At 63.0% G+C, this 19,201-nt stretch carries 2 protein-coding genes (1 of these 2 cut by a window edge); both read right to left on the minus strand.

Going from position 1 to position 19,201, the window contains the following annotated elements; all coding sequences use genetic code 11:
• Positions 1–54 precede the first annotated feature (54 nt).
• Positions 55–17,916, minus strand: coding sequence for a non-ribosomal peptide synthase/polyketide synthase (locus CKW18_RS18535; protein WP_095190130.1), 17,862 nt, complete (start codon positions 17,914–17,916; stop codon positions 55–57).
• Positions 17,913–19,201, minus strand: the final stretch of a protein-coding gene (locus CKW18_RS18540; protein WP_095190131.1) for a non-ribosomal peptide synthetase. The gene runs 11,728 nt beyond the window's last position; the window shows 1,289 of its 13,017 coding nt (coding positions 11,729–13,017); its start codon lies off the right edge, out of view; the stop codon is at positions 17,913–17,915. The genes CKW18_RS18535 and CKW18_RS18540 overlap by 4 nt, the downstream gene beginning before the upstream one ends.

Genomic DNA, 19,201 nt, shown 5'->3' on the forward strand with positions numbered 1-19,201 from the left:
AGTCCGTTCAGGGGTGAGCCCGGCTTAACGCCGGGCTCCAATTGAAAACAACATTCACGACAACACTTGGCCGGCCGGCACTTTCAGGCCGTCATGCCACCACGCCGCGAGACTGAAGACATTGGGTGCCTTGAGAATCGTGAAGTGGTTGCCCGGCCCGTACCACACCGCCAGATCCGCAACCTGGCGTTGCCAGCCCTCGACCATCGCCGCTTGCTCGCGCTGATTGCCCCAGGCATCCAGCGTCGGGTCGTCGACCAGCGCCAGCCGCACCGGCCCGGTGTAGGCCCGTTGCGGTTGATAGACCGTGCGCAGCGCGGTGGCGAAGGTGCGGACCGGGCCGTGCATGGCCTGCGCTGACGAACGCGCAGACAACACACCGGCGCGCACCATGCCCTCGTGCAACAGGCGCATTTGCGTGGTGTCGTCAGCCTCGGCGAACACCAGCGGATCGATGCCCAACGACTTGCCGCTGGACAGTTGCAGCGTCTCGATCAAGCGTTCCAGCGCGGCAGTCGTTGTGTACGGTTTGCCCGCTGTGCCGTTGCCGCCTGGGGATTCGCTGTCGATCAGGGTCAACGACGCCACCTCCCGCCCAGCCGCCTGCAACAGCGCGGCCATGGCATGCGCGACCCAACCGCCGAACGAATGGCCGATCAGGTGCACCGAGCCTTGCGGATACAACTGTTCAACGGCTTGCAGATAACACCTCGCCGCCGCTTCCACCTGACTGTGCGGCACGCCCTGGCCATCGAGTCCGCGCGGTTGCAGACCGTAGATCGGCCATTCCGGGCCAAGCGCTTCGGTCAAGTGAATGAACCCGGTGACACTGTCGCCCGCCCCCGGCACGCAAAAGATCGGCGCATGCCCGGCGTGCCCGCTCTGGATCGTCAACACGGGCTGATACGCCTGTGGTTGCGGGGCCTGCGCAGCGGCCATCGCCTGACTCAAGGCCTGGCCGAGTGCCTGGACATCCGGGTTTTTCATCATGCTGCGGTGATCCCCCGGCACATCGATGCAGCGCAGCAAACCTGTACCGACCTTGTTCTCCCAGCCACGAGTCGGATTCGGTTGTGCCTGCCCCGGCATCAGTGCCTGAGCGCGGAACAAGTGCACCGGCTGGCTGGCCGGACTGACCCGATATTGCGCCAGCGCCAGACCATGAGCGGCCTCACGATCAAAGTAACTCCAGGCCTGCGCCGGCGTCAGTGCGGCCAGTTCCGGGTCGGGCAATTGCTGTTCGCAGCAGCGCTGGAACAGCTCGTCGAAGGCGATCAGTTCGACTTCAGCCTCAAGCTTCTCTACGTCGGCCAACTCTGGCAGCCCTTCTGCCCCCCGCATCTGCGAACGCGCGCGGCAGTGTTCAAGCAATTGACGCTTGTCGCGATGCTCACCGCTCCAGCGGGTTTTATCCTGGCTGGCCGGATGTGGCGCGTAGGTATCGAGCAGGCCGACAAACGCCACGGCCTCATCGAGACCGAGCAATTGCTGCGCGATTTCATACGCGAGCAAGCCGCCGAACGACCACCCGGCCAGACGATACGGCCCATGCGGCTGCACCGAGCGGATGATCCCGACCATCCGCGTGGCCATACATTCAAGGGTATGCAGTTGCGGCTGCCCCAACGGCACACCGGGCAAACCGTAAATCGGAAACTGCCCCTCGATGTGCATCCCCAATGCCGGGAAATACACGTCCCGACCGCTGAATTCATGGATCAGGAACAGCGCATTGCCGCCCTCGCCCGGTCGCACCACGACCAGTCCTTGCGGATGTTCGGGCAATGCGCTGCGCTGACTGAGCAGTGCCGCCAGCGACTCGACACTCGGACGCTGGAACAGCTCCGCCAGCGTCACCTGCTGCCCCGCACGTTGCAGCAGGTTGACCAGACGAATCGCCAGCAACGAATGGCCGCCCAATTCGAAAAAGTTGTCGTGGCGGCCGAGCTGCTCGACCTTGAGCACCTCGCCCCACACCTGCGCGAGCAAGCTTTCGACCTCGCCTTGCGGAGCTTCGTAGTGTCGGCTGAGCACGGCGTCGATGCCCGGCGCCGGCAGCGCCTGACGGTCGATCTTGCCATTGGGACTCAAGGGCAAGGCGTCAAGCACAACAAACGCGCCCGGCACCATGTACTCGGGTAATTGTTCTAGGATGAACGCGCGCAGCGTGTCGATCGCGGGCGCTGCACTGCCCTCGCGCACCGTGAAATACGCGACCAGACGCTCGTCGCGCATCAGCACGACCACCTCGCGCACATCCGGGTGCTGGATCAACCGCGCTTCGATTTCACCGAGTTCCAGACGCAAGCCATGCAGCTTGACCTGGAAGTCGTCGCGCCCGAGGAATTCGAGGTTGCCGTCGGCGCGGTAACGCACCAGATCGCCGGTGCGGTACAAGCGATCACCGGCCACGAACGGGCTGTCGATAAAGCGCTCGGCCTGCATCTGCGGCAGTCCCATGTAACCACGCGCCACGCCGATGCCGCCAATGTGCAACTGGCCAATGACGCCCAACGGCACCGGTTGGTCATGCACATCGAGCACATACAGACGCGTGTTGCAGATGGCTTTGCCGATCGGCAATTGCGACGTTGGCACCGGCATGTGCGGTTCCAGTGTCCATGCCGTGCTGTCGACCGTGGCTTCGGTCGGGCCATATACGTTATGCAGGCGCACCCACGGCAGGTGCTGGCGCACGGCAGCGGCCAGCGCCGCCGTGAGTTCGCCGCCACCGCAGAAAATGTCGGTGAGGCTGGTGCATTCACTGACCTTCTGCAGTTCAACAAACTGCTGTAACAGCGCCGGCACAAACTTGACCACGGTAATCCGTTGCTGACGAATCAGTTGTGCCAGATACGCCGGTTCCCGATGGCCGCCCGGCCGTGCCAGCACCAGGCGCACACCGGCCGTCAGCGGCCAGAAGAACTCCCACACCGAGCCATCGAAACTGAACGGCGCTTTCTGCAACAACGCGCTCTCCGGAGTCGGTGGGCAGATCTGCGATCCCCAATGCATCAGATTGCACAAGCCACGATGTTCCAGCATCACGCCTTTTGGCGTACCGGTCGAACCTGAGGTGTAGATCATGTACGCCAGATTCGCAGGGTTCAGGCCAGGCACCTGCGGATTGCCCTCCGATTGCGCGTGCCAGCTGCATTGGTCAAAGTCGATCACAGCTACGTCGGTCCCGGCAAACAGCGATCGGGTGGCCGTGTGAACCAGCACTGCCACCGGCGCGCAGTCCTTGAGCATAAAGTCGAGGCGCTCTGCCGGATAAGCCGGATCCAGCGGTACGTAGGCACCACCGGCCTTGAGAATGCCAAGCAGCCCCACCACCAGATCGAGTCCGCGTTCGACGCACAGCGCCACCCGCGCATCCGGCCCCACGCCCTGCTCGCGCAGGTGATGCGCGAGGCGGTTGGCACGGGCATTCAGCTCGCGATAGGTCAGGCTGTGTTCGCCCGACTGCACGGCGATGGCGTCCGGCTGACGCTGCACCTGCGCTTCGAACAGGCTCTGGATCGGTTGCTCGACCGGGCAATCAACTGCCGTCGCGTTGAAATCGCCGAGCAAGCGCTGCTGTTCATCCGCCGCAAGCAGATTGACCTGCGCCAACACCGCTTGGTCATCGGTGACCAGCGCCGTCAGCAAGCGCTGCAAGTAACCGCTAAAACGCCGCACGGTCGACTCATCGAACAACGCCGTGGCATAGCGCAGTGCGCCACGGATGCCTTGCGGGTTTTCGCCGAGGCTCAGCGACAGGTCGAACTTCACAAAGTGATTTTCCCCGGCCAGACCTTCCAGCGTCAGACCGCCCAACGCCAGGGCGGGCGCGACGCTGCTGTCCCAACTCACCAGGGTCTGGAACAACGGGGTGTGGGAAAGGCTGCGCAGCGGTCGGGTGATTTCCACCACGTGTTCGAACGGCAGATCCTGATGCGCCTGTGCCGCCAACGTCTGCGCCTTGACCCGCGCCAGCAGCGCCGCAACGGTCAGATCGCCGGAGGTATCGATGCGCAGCGCAAGGGTGTTGACGAACATGCCGATCAACCCTTCGATTTCGGCGCGGGTACGGTTGGCCACCGGCGAGCCAATGACCACATCGGACTGCCCGGACAGGCGCGCGAGCAACAGCGCCCACGCGCTCATGAGCACCATGTATGGCGTCACTGCGTGGCGCTGACACAACGCCTTGAGACCGGTGCTGGTCTGCGCGTCAAGCACGATCTCGACACTGCCGCCGTGGTGATCCTGTTGTGCCGGACGCGGGCGGTCGGTTGGCAGGCTCAACAATGCCGGGGCACCGGCCAGGGTCTGCTGCCAGTAATCGCTCTGGCGCTGCAACACCTCGCCGCTGAGCCAGCGCCGTTGCCATACCGCGTAGTCGGTGTATTGCAGGGCCAGCGGCGGCAGCGGGTCGTCCTCACCGTGACTGAACGCTTGATACAGCGCCATCAATTCACGGGTCAGCACACCCATCGACCAGCCGTCGGAAATGATGTGGTGCATCGTCAACAAGAGCACATGGTGCTCATCGGCCAGACGCACCACCCGACCGCGAATCAAAGGATCGTCCTGCAAATTGAACGGTCCGCGCGCTTCAGTTTCGACCAGCGTGCGCAAGGCCTCGTGGGTCTGCGGTTGTTGCCGCCAATCTTCCACAATCAGCGGCAGGCCAGTGTCGACCGGGGCAATCAGCACCTGCGCTTCATCGTTCAATTGCGCGAAACGACTGCGCAGGCTTTCGTGACGCGCGACGATCCGCGCCAATGCCCGTTGCAGGGCCACAGCGTCGAGTCGGCCGCGCAAATGCAGGCCCAAAGGAATGTTGTAGGCGGTGTTGCCGCCGTCCATCTGCGCGAGGAACCACAAGCGTTGCTGGGCGAACGACAATGGCAGCGCCTGATCGCGCGGCGCCGGCAGAATCTCCGGCAAGCGGCTGCGTTCGGCCTGACTCAACACCTCGGCGACTGCCGCCAGTTCCGGGTTGGCAAACAGATCGGCCAGTGCCAGCTCCACATCCAATTGCTGGCGCACCTGGGAGAGCATGCGCATGGCCAGCAATGAATGGCCGCCGAGTTCGAAGAAGTTGTCATGGCGCCCAACCTGTTCGACCTGCAACACCTCGGCCCAGACCTGCGCCAGACTTGCTTCCAGTGGATTGGCCGGTGCCTCGTAGATCCGACTGAGCAGCGCCTCCTGAGTCGGTGCTGGCAGCGCCTTGCGGTCAACCTTGCCGTTGTTGTTCAGCGGCAATACCTCGAGCTGCACCCACGCCGTCGGCAGCATGTATTCCGGCAGACGGGCATGCAATTGCGCGTGCAGTCCGGCGCTGTCCAACAGTCCCGCGTGCGCCGTGTAGTATGCCACCAGACGCGGGCTGTCCTGACCGTCACGGCGCGCCAGCACCACTGCTTCCTTGATGCCCGGGCAGTTCAGCAAACGGTTTTCGATTTCTCCCAGCTCGATGCGGAAACCACGGATTTTCACCTGATCGTCGTTGCGACCGATGCAATCGAGTTGCCCCGGCGCCAGCCAGCGCGCGAGGTCACCGGTGCGATAGAGCAACGCGCCCGGCGTCTCGCTGAATGGATCGCGGAGGAATTTCTCGGCGGTCAGATCCGGCCGGTTCAAGTAACCCAGCGCCACGCCCTGCCCGCCGATGTACAACTCGCCGGTGACGCCCATCGGCACCGGTTGCTGATACGCGTCGAGCACGTACACCTGCGTGTTGCCGATGGGGCCGCCAATAGGCACGCTTTCGGCGTCGTCTGCCACTTCCTGCACTTCGAACGTGGTGGCATAGGTGGTGGTTTCGGTCGGGCCGTAGCAATGCACGATGCGCAAAGCCGGAGCCTCGGCCAGTAGCCGGCGGAACGCCGCCGGATCACCACGTTCACCGCCACACAAGAGGATGCGCAAGCCCTTGAGCGCCTGCGGAATCAGTTGCACGTACTGGTTGAACAGCGCGGTGGTGACGAACAGGATTGTCGCGCCACTGGCACGCAGTTCGCGGCCGAAGGCATTCGAATCGAGCAAGGTTTGATGGTCGATGATCACCACACGACCGCCATTGAGCAACGGCCCCCAGATGTCCATGGTGCTGGCATCGAATGCCGGGTTCGAGGCGAAGACCACCCGATCCTGCGCATTGAAATCAGCGTAACCGTTGTTGATCACCAAGCGGCCGATGCCCCGGTGCGGCACCATCACCCCTTTCGGCGTGCCGGTGGAACCCGAGGTGTACATGATGTACGCCAGCGACTCGGACGACTGCAGCAGGTTTGGATTGTGCGTCGGCTGGCCGCTAAGGGTCAGCGTGTCGAGGTCGATACGCGGTGCGGCGTAGTCGATGACTTCGCCGCTGAGGGTCAACAGCGCCACCGCCTGACAGTCCTCGACCATGAACGCCTGGCGCTCGCTCGGTGCATTAATGTCCAGCGGCACATAGGCCGCCGCGCATTTGGCAATGGCCAGTTGCGCCACCAGCAACTCCAGCGAACGCGGCAGCAGGATCGCCACGTGATCGCCCGGCTGTACGCCCTCTTCGGCGATCAGGTGATGGGCCAGACGGTTGGCCTGAGCGTTCAGCTCAAAGTAGCTCAGCGAATGTGCGCCATGCACCGCCGCCACAGCCTTGGGATGCGCGGCGGCCTGATGTTGGAAAATCCCGTGCACGGTCAGCGTTTGCGGGTAGTCACGCGCGGTGGCGTTGAAGTCGCCGAGCAAGCGCTGACGCTCATCCGCCGCCAGCAACGGCACGCTATCCAGCACCACTTGATCACTGGCAATCATTGCTTCGAGCAGGCGTTCGAAGTAACCGATGTAACGCACAATCGTCGGTGCATCGAACAGTGCCGTGGCGTAGTTCAGCGCGCCACGAATCACCCCGTTGACCTCACCCAGTGTCAGCGTCAGATCAAACTTGGCGACCTCGCCCGGCCCGGCAACGCCCTCCAGGGTCAAATCGCCCAACGCCAGTTGCGGGCCAACGCTGCTGTCCCAGTTCAGCGTGGTCTGGAACAGCGGGCTATGGGCCAGGCTGCGCACCGGCCGGGTGATTTCCACCACCTGCTCGAAAGGCAGATCCTGGTGCGCCTGCGCCTCAAGTGTCCGCGCCTTGACCTGTGCCAACAGCGCTTCGACGCTCGGTGCGCCCGAGGTGTCGATGCGCACGGCCAGCGTATTGACGAACATGCCGATCAGGCCTTCGACTTCAGCGCGGCTGCGGTTGGCCACCGGCGCGCCGATCACCACATCGGATTGCCCGGACAGGCGACTCATCAGCATCGCCCAGGCACTCATCAGGGTCATGAACAGGGTCGCGCCGTGACGCTGGCTCAGCGCTTTGAGGCCGGTACTCAGACGCTCGTCCAACCGCACTTCGACGTGGCTGCCGGCATAGTCCTGTTGTACCGGTCGCGGGCGATCGGTGGGCAGGGTCAACAAGGCCGGCGCGCCGTCGAGGGTCTGCTGCCAGTAGTCGCTTTGCCGCTGCAGCACGTCACCGCTGAGCCACTGACGTTGCCACACGGCGTAGTCGCCGTATTGCAGGGTCAGTGGCGGCAGCGGATCAGGCTGACCGTGGCTGAACGCTTGATACAACGCCATCAACTCAGCGGTCAGCACGCCCATCGACCAGCCATCGGCAACGATGTGATGCACGGTCAACAGCAGCACATGATGATCGTCGGCCAGACGTACCAGTTGTCCGCGAATCAATGGATCGTTCTGCAGATCAAAAGCAGTCGAGGTTTCCTGCGCTATCAATGTCTGCAAAGTCTGTTCGGCATGCAGCTGTTGACGCAGGTCGTCAACGCGCAACAGCAAACCGCTATCGACCGGGGCAATCGATACGTGTGCGCTGTCGGCGAGGCTGATGAAACGGCTGCGCAGGGTTTCGTGACGGGCAACGATCCGTGCCAGCGCCGCTTGCAGGGCATCAACGTCGAGGTGGCCGCGCAGGCGCAAGCCGAGGGGAATGTTGTACGCCGAGTTGCCACCCGTCATCTGCGCCAGGAACCACAGGCGCTGTTGGGCGAAGGACATCGGCAACGCTTGATCACGCGGTGCCGGCACAATGTCCACAAGCGCACTGCGTGCGGCGTGGTTCAATACTTCAGCGACGGCGCTCAATTGTGCGTCGGCAAACAGATCACTCAATGCCAGTTCGACGCCGAGGCGCTGACGGATCAGCGAGACCATGCGCATCGCCAACAGGGAATGGCCGCCGAGTTCGAAGAAGTGATCGTGACGGCCGACCTGCCCGACCTGCAGCACTTCGGCCCAGATCTGCGCCAGAGCGATTTCCAGCTCGCCTTGCGGCGCGGCATATTCGCGGGCCGGCAGCGCGGTAAGGTCCGGCTTCGGCAAGGCTTTGCGGTCGACCTTGCCATTGGCCGTCAGTGGCAAGGCATCAAGCCGGACGAACGCTGCCGGGACCATGTAGTCCGGCAGTTGCGTCAGCAACTGGGCACGCAACTCGCCCACTGCCAAGGGTTCGACGGCATCTTGTTCGGTGAAATACGCCACCAGTCGCGGTTCACCGGGCTCGTCCTCGCGAGCCAGCAACACTGCTTCGTTGATACCGGGGAGCCGACTGAGCCGGGTCTCGATTTCACCCAATTCAATGCGCATGCCACGGATTTTCACCTGATCGTCGTTACGCCCCAGATAGTCGATGGCGCCGTCGTCACGCCAGCGTGCAAGATCGCCGGTGCGGTACATGCGCGCATTCGGCGCGCTGCTGAACGGGTCATGCAGGAAGCGTTCGGCGGTCAACTCGGCACGGTTCAGATAACCGCGAGCCACCCCCGCGCCGCCAACGTACAACTCACCCATGACGCCCATCGGCACCGGGCGCTGCTGCTCGTCGAGCACGTAGACAGAGGCGTTCGCCACCGGTTTGCCGATGTGCAACGCCGCGCCGACATCGACACGCCCCGAAGTGGCGACCACAGTGGCCTCGGTCGGACCGTAGTTGTTGATCACTGCGAACGACGGCTGGCGATTGAACTGGCGCAAACGGTCGCCGCCGATCAGCAGCGTGCGCAGCGTCGGGTGATCAAGATTCTGGCTGAAGGCGTATTCGGCAATCGGTGTCGGCAGGAAACTCACGTCCAGCGGTTGCCCGCGCCACCAGTCGAGCAGCGCGTCGATGTCTTCGCTGCCGTCGTGTACCGGCGCCAGATGCAGAGTCGCACCCACACACAACGCCGGCCAGACTTCCCAGGCCATGGCATCGAAGCCGAATCCGGCAAGGCTTGAGGTGTGCCCTTCGGCGCGCAGATCGAACGTTTCGCAGTGCCAGTCGACCAGATTCGACAACGTCTGATGCTCGACCATCACGCCTTTTGGCAAGCCGGTCGAACCCGAGGTGTAAATCACGTAGGCCAGATGCGCCGCGCTCAGCTCCGGCACCACGGGGTTTTGCTGCGCCTGCGCCGGCCATGCGCACAGGTCGAGATCGATTGTCGGCACGGCCAAGGCCGGCAGGCGCTCGCGCAGATCGCTGTGGGTCAGGATCGCGACCGGCTCGCAGTCATTCAGCAAATAGCTGATCCGCTCGGCAGGGTGCGCGGGATCGACCGGTACATAGCCGGCGCCAGCCTTGAGGATGGCGACCAACCCGACCAAGGTGTCCAGACCACGGCGGGCAACGATGGCCACGCGGTCATCAGGTTTAACACCCAGTTCGATCAGGTGATGCGCCAAGGCATTCGCCTGGCGATTGAGTTGCAAGTACGTCAGTGGCTGATCGGCAAATATCGCGGCCACTGACTGCGGACGTTCGGCGACCTGCGTTTCGAAACGCTGGGCAATCGTCAGCCCACTTGGGTAGTCAGCCTCGGTCGCATTGAAGCGCACCAGCAACTGTTCACGTTCTTGCGCCGGCACGACCGACAACCGGTCAAAACCCATGTGCGGCGTATGCTCCAGCGCATCGAGCAGTACGCTCAACGCACTGCGCATGTAGGCGCAAATGCGTTGCGCATCGATGCCGGTATCGGCCAATACCTTCAGGCTGAAATCTTCACCGAGATCGTCAACGCTAAGGGTCAGGCGATAGTTGGTGTGCTCCTCGGCCTTAAGTAATTGCATACCCTGCCACGCCGCTTGCACCTCGGCCGATACCGGGCCGGCCGGTGCACTGTGACGATAGTTGAGCAATGTGCTGAACAGCGGCGTGCCCGATGGCATCGCACTGCACTGTTGCACTTGCGCCAATTGCGCATGTTCGTGGGCCAGCAGCTGACTGAGGCGTTCATGAGTCGCCAGCGCCGCGCCTTTTACGCTGTGTGCATTCAGTTCGATGCACAGCGGCAGGGTATTGATGAATACCCCGAGCGCCCGCTCAGCCCCTTCACCACCGTGCAGTCTGCCGAGCAAAACCGTGCCGAACACCACGGCTTCGCGCCCTGACAACTGCGCCAACACTTGCGCCCACGCGAGGTGCATCAGACTTGCAGCGCTGACGCCCAGACGCCGTGCCTGCTGACGGATGCTATGGCTCAGAGTGCTTTCCAGGGTCAGTTGCGCCTGTTGCGCAGGTGCTTCTGGCGAAGAGCCTTTGTCCGCCAGATTCTGGCCATACGGTAACGTCGGTTCACTGATATCGCCGAGCATCTCGCGAAAGAACTTTTCGTGCTCTTGCTCACTCAGCCCGGAACGGGTGTGCGCCACGTAATTGCGGTACGGCACCGGATTGCTCAAACACTGCGGCTGATCAAGCAGAAACGCCTGCATCTCGTGTTGCAATACTTCCAGTGCGACGTGATCCATTACCAGATGATGGAACAGCAGCAAGGCCACCACGCGTTGATTGACCGCATCCCGAGCGTGCACCACACGCATCAGCGGTGCTTCGGTGACCGGCATGCGGTAGTTGTCGACGGTGAATCGTGCGCGCAACTGGCTCAGGACATCGCCCGAATCAGCGTCTAGCGCCAGCGCCTCGCAAGCAAGCGAAGCCTGACGCCAGACCACTTGCACCGGGTCTTCCAGCCCCTCCCAGAACAGCGCTGTCCGCAGAACGTCATGCCGTTCGATCACGCTTTGCAGGGCATCGACAAAGGCCTTTAACCGTTGCTCATCGGCAAAGGCAAACTGCGCCTGCAAGACATACGGATCGCCCTGAGCGGCCGACACGTGATGGAACAGAATGCCGGTCTGCAACGGCGCCAGCGGATAAATATCCTGAACGTTGAGGGCTCCGCCGGGAACACTGGCAACGACTCTGTCGATCGTCGCTTGATCCAGTGCCACCAACGGCAGCAGATCGGGCGTGATGCGCGTGCAGTTGCGCGGGATGAGGTTCGAAGCAACCACGGCTTCAGGCGCACCGCCCACTGCGGCAGCCAACGCGGCCAGCGTCGGTTGGCCAAACAACACACGAATATCTGCCGACAGACCGGCCCGGCGCATACGCGCAACCAGATTGACCGCCATCAACGAGTGACCGCCCAGTTCGAAGAAATGGTCGTGACGCCCTACCCGCTCGACCTTCAACAACTCGGCCCAGAGACCGGCAATGACCGTTTCGACTTCACCGACCGGGGCTTCGTATTCGCGGCTCAACAGCGCTGTCTGGCCAGGCGCCGGCAAGGCCTTGCGATCCAGTTTGCCGTTGGGGCTCAACGGCAAACTGTCCAGGTGTACAAACACGGCGGGCACCATGTAGTCCGGCAGATGCTTGAGTAATTCGGCGCGTAACTGATCGACCTGCAGAGGTTCGCCGCTGTAGTACGCCACCAGGCGCTGATCGCCCGGCACGTCTTCGCGGGCCAGCACTGCCGCTTCGCGCACGCCGTTGATGTGCACCAGATGCGCCTGAATCTCACCCAGTTCGATACGCAAACCACGGATTTTGACCTGATCGTCGTTGCGCCCCAGGTACTCGATATTGCCGTCGGCCCGATACCGCGCGACGTCGCCGGTGCGGTACAAGCGTGCGTGCGGTTGATCACTGAACGGATCGCTGAGGAAGCGTTCGGCGGTCAGCTGCGGCCGATTCAGATAACCCCGCGTCACTTGCATGCCGCCGAGATACATCTCGCCGACGACACCGAATGGCACCGGTTGCTGATAAGCATCAAGGATGTACACGCGGGTGTTGCACAGCGGTTTGCCGATCGGCGGCGTGCCTTGCGGTACCGGCGAATTCGCCTCCAGCGTCCATACGGTGCTGTCGACGGTGGCTTCGGTCGGGCCATACACGTTGTGCAGTCGCACCCGCGGCAGACGCTCGCGGGCGCTGCGCACCAACGCGGCGGTCAGCTCACCGCCACCACAGAACACATCGCTCAGGCTGCTGCATTCACCGACTTCTTCCACTTCAAGAAATTGCTGCAACAGCGCCGGTACGAACTGGATGACATTGACCTGTTGCTCACGAATCAGTTGCACCAGCGCGGCTGGATCGCGGTGGTCATTCGGGCCGGCGAGAACCAGGCGCATGCCGCAGCTCAACGGCCAGAACAGCTCCCACACCGAGGCGTCGAAACTGAACGGGGTTTTCTGCAGCAGCGCGGCGCCGGTAGAAAGCGGGCACAGCCCGGCGCTCCAGTGCAGCAGATTGCCCAGGTTACGGTGCTCGACCATTACGCCTTTCGGCGTGCCGGTGGAGCCGGAGGTGTAAATCACATAGGCCAGATTTGCCGCGCTCAATTCCGGCACCTGCGGATTGCTCTGCGCAAGGTCTTGCCAGGTGCACTGGTCGAAATCGACCCGCACGCCCGCCCACTCGCCGATCAGCGCACGCGTCGGTGCATGCACCAGCACCGCCACGGGCGCGCTGTCCTCAAGCATGTAGGCCAGACGTTCGGCGGGATAACCCGGGTCGAGCGGCACATAAGCGCCGCCAGCCTTGAGAATCGCCAGCAGACCGACCAACAACTCCGGCCCACGCTCGACGCAGATCGCCACCCGCGAATCGCGATCGACACCGCACTGGCGCAAGTGATGAGCGAGTTGGTTAGCGCGGCGGTTCAACTCGGCGTAGCTCAAACGCAGCTCACCGGCCACCACGGCATCAGCGTCAGGCGTGCGCAACACCTGCGCCTCGAAGCGACCATGAACGGTCTGCTCGAGATCGTGGGCGACGGCGGTTGCGTTCAGATCGAACAGCAGATGCTGACGCTCGTCATCTGCCAACAGCGCCACCTGCTCCAGTACCGCTTGATCGTTGTTGACCATTACCTGCAACAGTCGCTGGAAGTAACCGACATAACGCTCAATGGTCGATTCGTCGAACAGGGCAACGGCGTACTCCAGCACACCGCGAATCCCGCCCGGCGCGTCTGCCAGCGTCAGCGACAAATCGAATTTGGCAAAGTGGCTCGGCTCGGCGACGCTTTCCAGCGTCAGCTCGCCCAGGCTCAGGCTGGCGCCGTGGCCGCTGTCCCAACTGAACATCGCTTGAAACAACGGACTGTGCGCCATGCTGCGCAGCGGCCGGGTGATTTCCACCACTTGCTCGAACGGCAAATCCTGATGCGCCTGCGCTTGCAGCGTGCGCGCCTTGACCCTTGCCAGTAGCGCCTCAGTGCTCAACTCGCCAGAGGTGTCGATGCGCAGGGCCAGCGTGTTGACGAACATGCCGATCAGGCCTTCGATCTCGGCGCGGGTACGGTTAGCCACCGGTGAACCGATGACCACTTCCGATTGCCCGGACAAACGACACAACAGGCTCGCCCAGGCACTGAGCATGAGCATGTACATCGTCACGCCATGTCGCTGAGCCAAGGCCTTGAGTGCGGCGCTCAAGCGTTCGTCGAGCACCACCTCGACGGTGTTGCCGGCGTAATCCTGCTGTGCCGGGCGCACGCGGTCAGTCGGCAGGGTCAGCAGCGCTGGCGCGCCGGCCAAGGTCTGTTGCCAGTATTCACTTTGGCGCTGCAACACCTCACCACTGAGCCAGCGTCGCTGCCACACCGCGTAATCGCTGTATTGCAGCGCCAGCGGTGGCAGCGGATCCGGCTGACCGTGGCTGAACGCCTGATACAAAGCCATCAGCTCACGGGTCAGAACCCCCATCGACCAGCCATCGGAGATGATGTGGTGCAAGGTCAGCAACAGCACGTGATGATCGTCGGCGAGGCGCACCAACCGACCGCGAATCAGTGCATCGTCCTGCAAATCGAACGGCCCCGAGGCTTCGCCCTGAATCAGCGCCGCTAAGGTTTCGTCGGGTTGCGGGTGCTGGCGCAAATCTTCAACGCGCAACAGTAGACCGCTGTCGACCGGGGCGATCAGCACTTGCGCCTCGTCATTGAACTGGGCAAAACGGCTGCGCAGGGTTTCATGCCGCGCGACGATGCGCGCCAAGGCTTGTTGCAGGGCCGGTTCATTCAACTGCCCACGCAGGCGCAGGCCGATGGGAATGTTGTACGCGGTATTGGCGCCTTCCATTTGTGCGAGAAACCACAAGCGCTGCTGAGCGAACGACAACGGCAAGGCGCCGTCACGGGCCACCGCAACTATTTCCGGTTGCGTGCTGCGCCCGGCCTGCGCCACCGCCTCGGCAACCGCTGCCAGTTCGGCATTGGCAAACAGATCGCCCAGTGCCAGCTCCACGCCAAGGCGCTGGCGAACCTGGGACACCATGCGCATGGCCAACAGCGAATGGCCGCCGAGCTCGAAGAAGTGATCCTGACGTCCTACTCGCTCGACCTGCAGCACCTGTGCCCAGATCTGCGCCAAGGCGCTTTCCAGTTCGTTGTGCGGTGCCTCGTATTCGCGGGTGAACAGCGCCGCACGCTCAGGTTTTGGCAGGGCCTTGCGGTCGACCTTGCCGTTGGCGGTCAACGGCAGTGTGTCGAGTTTGACGAAGGCCACCGGCACCATGTACTCCGGCAACTGAGTCAACAGGTGCGCGCGCAACTCGGCCACGGCCAGCGGTTCGACCTGACTCTGCTCGGTGAAATACGCCACCAGGCGCGGCTGGCCGGGTTCATCTTCGCGCGCCAGCAACACGGCTTCCTGAATGCCGGGCAACTGATTGAGGCGAGTTTCGATTTCGCCGAGCTCGATGCGCACGCCGCGGATTTTCACCTGATCGTCGTTACGCCCCAGGTACTCGATCGTGCCGTCCGCACGCCAGCGTGCGAGGTCACCGGTGCGGTACATGCGCGCATTCGGCATGGAGCTGAACGGGTCATGAAGGAAGCGCTCGGCACTCAGATCGGCACGGTTCAAATAGCCGCGAGCGACCCCGGCGCCGCCAACATACAACTCGCCCATGACGCCAATCGGCACCGGACGCTGCTGTTCATCCAGCAGGTACACCGTGGCATTGGCCACCGGTTTGCCGATATGCAAGGCATCGCCTGCCTCGATTCGTCCAGAGGTGGCGACCACGGTGGCTTCGGTCGGGCCGTAGTTGTTGATCACATCGAATTGCTGGTTGCGGCTGAACTGGCGCAAGCGGTCGCCACCGATCAGCAGCGTGCGCAGCGTCGGGTGTTCAAGGTTCTGGCTGAACGCGTATTCGGCGACCGGTGTCGGCAGGAAACTCACGTCCAGTGGCTGCGCGCGCCACCAGTCGAGCAGCGCATCGATGTCCTCGCTGCCCTCGTGCGTCGGTGCCAGATGCAGGGTCGCGCCGGCACACAACGCCGGCCAGACTTCCCAGGCCATCGCGTCGAATCCGAACCCGGCAAGGCTGGAGGTGTGGCGACCGGCGCACAGATCAAACGCGCTGCAATGCCAATCGACCAGATTCGACAAGGTGCGGTGTTCGACCATCACCCCTTTGGGCAGGCCGGTGGAACCGGAGGTGTAGATCACGTAGGCCAGATGTGCGGCCGTCAGGCCCGGCACCTGCGGATCAAAGGTCTCGCTCAGCGGCCAGGTGCGCGGGTCAAGATCGATCACCGGCACCGCCAGCGCCGGCAAGCGCTCCCGCAGATTGTTTTGGGTCAGCACAGCGACGGGGCCGCTGTCGCTGAGCAAGTAATGCAGACGCTCGGCCGGGTGCGCCGGGTCAACCGGCACATAACCGGCGCCCGCCTTGAGAATCGCCACTAGCCCGACCAGCGTATCGAGGCCACGACGGGCGACGATGGCGACGCGATCATCGGGCTTGACCCCCAGTGCGATCAGATGATGGGCCAAGGCATTGGCATGCCGGTTGAGCTCGGCATAACTCAGTTGCTCACCGAGGTATTGCGCGGCCACGGCTTCGGGCCGCTGCGCCACTTGCGCTTCGAAACGTTGGGCAATGGTCAACGTTGCCGGGTAGTCAGCGTGAGTGGCATTGAACGCCAACAGCACCTGCTCGCGCTCGGCCGCCGGCAGAATCGGCAACTGGTTGAGTGCGGTATCGGGCGCCTGCTCCAGCGCCAACACCAGACTTTCCAGGGCGCAATGCAGGTAAGCGCAGATGCGTTGTGGATCGACCTCGGTGGTGGCCAGCAAGGTCAGGCTGAAGGCATCGCCGAAATCATCGACGCTCAGGGTTAGCGGATAATTGGTGCGTTCTTCGGAACTGATCGTGCTGATGCCTTCCCAGGCGGCAAGCGTCTCGGCGCTGGCCGTTGCCGCCGTGTGGCTGTGCCGGTAATTGAGCAAGGCACTGAACAACGGCGTCGGCGCGACCACGCCACTGCAACGCTGGGCCAATGCCAGCGGCGCGTGCTCGTGGCGCATCAGCGTGGTCAGGCGTTTGTGCGTCGCCTCCACCGCCGCACGCACGCCCTGCGCATCGACATCGACCCGCAGCGGCAAGGTGTTGATGAAAATCCCCAGCGCCCGTTCGGTGGCTTCGGCGCCTTGCATACGGCCCATCAGCACCGTACCGAACACGACGTTTTGTTTACCGGTGAGCACCGCCAGTACCTGCGCCCAGCCCAGATGAAACAGGCTCGCGGCACTCACGCCGAGCTGCCGCGCCTGCGCCCGCAGACGCTGGCCGAGCAACGGGTTGATCGGCAGGCTCAGCTCGGTGATGCCGAGGCCGTCACCCTGCACATCCTGCAACCCGTAGGGCAGCGTCGGCTCGGCAATGTCAGCGAGCATCTCGCGGAAAAAAACCTCGTGTTCGGCTTCGCTGATGCCCAGCCGCGCTTGCGCGACGTAATTGCGAAACGGCACCGGGCGCCCGAGCGATTGATCGTCGCCGGTGAGGCAGGCGAGCAGTTCGTGACGCACCACGTCGAGCGCCGAGTGGTCCAGGGCCATGTGATGGAACAACAACGTCGCGACCACGCGCTGACCGTCCTCGTCCCACGCGTAGGCCAGACGCATCATCGGCGCACACCGGACGTCCAGTCGGAAATGCCGTGCATCGAAACGTTCGTGCAGTTGCTGCAGCGCATCACTTTCGCCGTCTGCCAGCACGACCTCTTCCATCGGCAACTGTGCCTGACGCCAGACCACTTGCAGCGGCACGTCCAGCCCCTCCCAATGCACCGCTGTGCGCAGGATATCGTGGCGATCAATAACCTTTTGCAACGCCTGGGCGAAATCCTGCAGACGCTCGCGACTGCTGAACGCAAAATACGATTGCATGACGTACGGATCGCCCTGCTCGTTGCTGGCGTGGTGATAGAGAATGCCTTCCTGCAACGGCGCCAGTGGGTAGATGTCCTGCGCATTGGCGGCGCCGCCCGGTACCTCGGCGATCAAGCGGTCAAGGGTCGGCTGATCCACCTCGGCCAGGGTCACCATCGCTGGCGTGATGTACGTGCTGCCGGGGAGAATGCCGTTAGCCGGAACGTCGATCTGGCCGACACGGGTGGCTGAGTATTGGCCGGCCTTGATCAGTTCGATCAGCGCTGGTTTGTGCTCGCGCAACGCGGCCAGCAGCGCCGGGTCGCTCAACGCCTGTTTGTTGCCATTGACGCGCAATTGCTCATCGGTCACCGCCAACTGAATGTCTTTTGCCTTCAGGGTTGCCAATAGTTCGAGCACATTCACAGGACGATCTCCATTCTTTCCGTAATTGCGGCGTAGCCGGCCAGGGTCGGTTGTTCGAACAACGCCCTGACATCGGCTTCCATGCCTTCCTGACGTAACCGGCCGATCAGACTGACCGCCAGTAATGAGTGACCACCCAGTTCAAAGAAGTGGTCGTGGCGCCCTACCCGTTCGACGTTGAGCAGCTCGGCCCAGAGCCGTGCGAGGGTGATTTCGACTTCGCCCACCGGGGCTTCGTATTCGCGGGTTTTCAGCGACTGCTGATCCGGCGCCGGAAGCGCCTTGCGGTCGAGCTTGCCGTTGGGGCTCAGCGGCAAGGCGTCGAGATGCACGAACACGGCTGGCACCATGTAGTCCGGCAAGTGCTCCAGCAGTTGACTGCGCAGCAGGTCGATTTCCAGGCGTTCGCCGGTGTAGTACGCGACCAGACGTTTGTCGCCCGGCACGTCTTCACGGGCGACCACCACGACTTCTAGCACACCTTCGATCTGGGCCAGGCGCGCCTGAATTTCGCCCAGTTCAATACGCAGACCGCGAATCTTCACCTGATCATCGTTACGCCCCAGGTACTCGATATTGCCGTCCGGCCGATACCGCGCAACGTCGCCGGTGCGATACATGCGCCCGCCAGACTGGAACGGATCGTTGAGGAAGCGCTCGGCACTCAGCTCAGGCCGGTTCAGATAACCGCGCGCCACCTGCACGCCAGCGATATACAACTCGCCGATCACGCCTTGTGGCACCGGCTGTTGTTGCGCATCGAGGATGTACATGCGGGTGTTGGCGATCGGTTTGCCGATCGGCGTGTTATCCGGGGTCTGCTCGATGGACCCGGCGCAATCCCACGCCGTCACGTCGACGGCCGCTTCGGTTGGGCCATACAGGTTGTGCAAACCGCTACCCGGTAATTGCAGTTTGAAACGCCGCACCAGACTGCCCGGCAACGCCTCACCGCTGCACATCACCTGACGCAGGCTGTCGCAGCGTGTGGTGTCACTGTTGGCGAGGAACACATCGAGCATCGACGGCACAAAGTGCAGCGTGGTGATGTGTTCGCGCTCGATTACATCGCTGAGGTATTGCGGATCCTTGTGCCCGTCGGGCCGCGCCATGACTAGGCGTGCGCCGGTCATCAGCGGCCAGAAGAACTCCCACACCGACACGTCGAAGCTGAACGGGGTTTTCTGCAACACCGAATCGGCAGCGCTCAGGCGATAGGCGTCCTGCATCCACAGCAAGCGGTTGACCACACCTGCGTGTTCGTTGACCACGCCTTTCGGTTGGC

This window comes from Pseudomonas sp. Irchel 3E19 (genome assembly GCF_900187585.1).
Classification (GTDB): Bacteria; Pseudomonadota; Gammaproteobacteria; order Pseudomonadales; family Pseudomonadaceae; genus Aquipseudomonas; species Aquipseudomonas baetica.